The organism is Gordonia sp. NPDC057258 (genome assembly GCF_042668985.1).
GTDB lineage: Bacteria > Actinomycetota > Actinomycetes > Mycobacteriales > Mycobacteriaceae > Gordonia > Gordonia hongkongensis.
Window position 1 is genome coordinate 1 of the sequence record NZ_JBHUXZ010000076.1, and the last position, 2,077, is coordinate 2,077.

A 2,077-nucleotide genomic window follows, 5' to 3' on the forward strand; every position below is an offset into this window, starting at 1 on the left:
ACCCACCGACAACCCCACCCGCTCAGCAACCACCGACCCCACCGAACGACCCGACCACCCCAACCCCACCTCCACACCACGCGACCAACCCTCGATGGCGGCGCGCTCGGTGGCATCGACGAGGTCGATGTCGCCGACGATCACGTCGGGATCGGCGAGGCCCGCGTCGAGGACGTCGACGATCCGCGCACCGATGCGTCGCACCGTGGGTTCGTCGAAGAGGTCGGTGGCGTACACGATCCGGCCGGCCAGCCCGGCGAGGGCACCGGCGTCGTCCCGATCGGCGGACATCCCGATCATGAGGTCGAACCGGGCAGCGGGCGCACCGGCCTCGACGGGCGTGATCGTCAGCCCCGGCGCGGACAACTCCCCCACGGAGGTCTGTTCGAGGGTCAACAGCACCTGGGTCAGCGGCGCGAACGCCTCGCTGCGCGCCGGGGCGAGGGCATCGACGAGGTACTCGAAGGGCACGTCGGCAGCGGCGAACGCATCGAGGTCGGTGTCGCGCACCAACCGGATCAGTTCCTCGAAGGTGGCCGAGGCGTCGACCTCCGTGCGTAGGACCAGAGTGTTGACGAACATGCCGATCAGGTCGTCGAGCTCGGCACGCCCACGGCCGGCCACCGGTGAACCGACCGCGATGTCCGACGTCCCCGACAACCGGGACAACACCACCGCGACCGACGCGTGCAAGACCATGAACACGGTCACGCCGTGGGCGCGGGCGAACGACTCGATGCGGGGTGCGAGACCCTCGGGCAGGTCGAGGTCCACCACCGCCCCGCGGAGGGACGCCACCGGCGGCCGGGGTCGGTCGGTGGGCAACTCGAGGACCTCGGGCAGGCCGGCGAGGTGATCGCGCCACCAGCGCGACTGCCTGCCGAGTTCGGAGTCCGGATCGTCGATCGAGCCCAGGGCGCGCTCCTGCCAGAGCGCGACGTCCGCGTAGTGCACCGGCAGCGGAGGACGGACAGGCGCGCGACCCTCGACGCGGGACCGGTACGCGTGCAGGAGATCGTCGACCAGGGGCGCCAGTGACTCGCCGTCGGCGGCGATGTGGTGCAGCACGACGACCAGCACGTGGTCGTGTGCACCGCGGTCGTCGGGATCGGATCCGAGAATGCCCGCACGGATCGGGAGGTCGCGGGTGACGTCGAACGGTTCCGCGGACAGCGTCTCCACCCCGGCGGTCCGCCACCACTGATCGACGGTGACGTCGTCAGCCGCTGCGATGTCCTGCCACGGCCGGCCATCCGGGCCCTGTGGGTAGCGCGTCCTCAGCACCTCGTGCCGGTCGATCACATCGGCGAGTGCCGCGCGCAAGGCGACGACGTCGAGACGACCACGCACCCGTAGGGCGAACGGGATGTTGTAGGCCGATGACCCCGGATCGAACTGGTTGATGAACCACATGCGTTGCTGCGCCGGCGACAACGGGAGGCGGGCAGGACGCGGGATCGAACCGAGGTCTGGTGTCTCGGCGGGTGAACCGCTGTCGGTGCGACGGGTCGCGTCGACGAGAGCAGCCATCGCGCGCACGCTCGGTGCATCGAAGAGTTCACGAACGCCGAACGGCACACCGAACACGTGAGCGACCCGCGCCGCCACCCGAGTGGCCGACAGTGAATGTCCGCCGATCTCGAAGAAGCTGTCCGTCACCGAGATCGCCGTGGCGTTCCCACCACGGCCGAGCACCTCGGCGACCATGCCGGCGATCGCGCGCTCGGTGTCCGTGTCCGGTTCCACCCGTCGAGTGGAGAAGAGATCCGGTGCGGGCAGGGCTTTTCGGTCGACCTTGCCCGCGGTGTTCAGCGGCAACGCGTCGAGCACCATGACGGTGTCGGGAACCATGTACGACGCGAGCCTGCGGGCGGCATGGTCTCGTAACCGCGACACCGCCGACTCGTCGGGTCCGGTGACGTACGCGACCAACCGGTCGTCCTGCACCACCGCGACTGCCGAGACCACGTCGTCGGCACTCGCGAGGACGGTTTCGATCTCCCCCAACTCGATCCGCTGCCCCCGCAACTTCACCTGAAAATCAACACGACCCACATACTCCAACTCACCCACACCA

Annotated in this window: 1 protein-coding gene; it reads right to left on the reverse strand. The window is 69.3% G+C overall.

Going from position 1 to position 2,077, the window contains the following annotated elements:
* Window positions 1-2,034: condensation domain-containing protein (locus ACFUEJ_RS24135; RefSeq protein WP_388032369.1), on the reverse strand; the 2,034-nt coding region annotated here is incomplete at its 3' end.
* Between the last annotated feature and the right edge of the window lie 43 nt (window positions 2,035-2,077).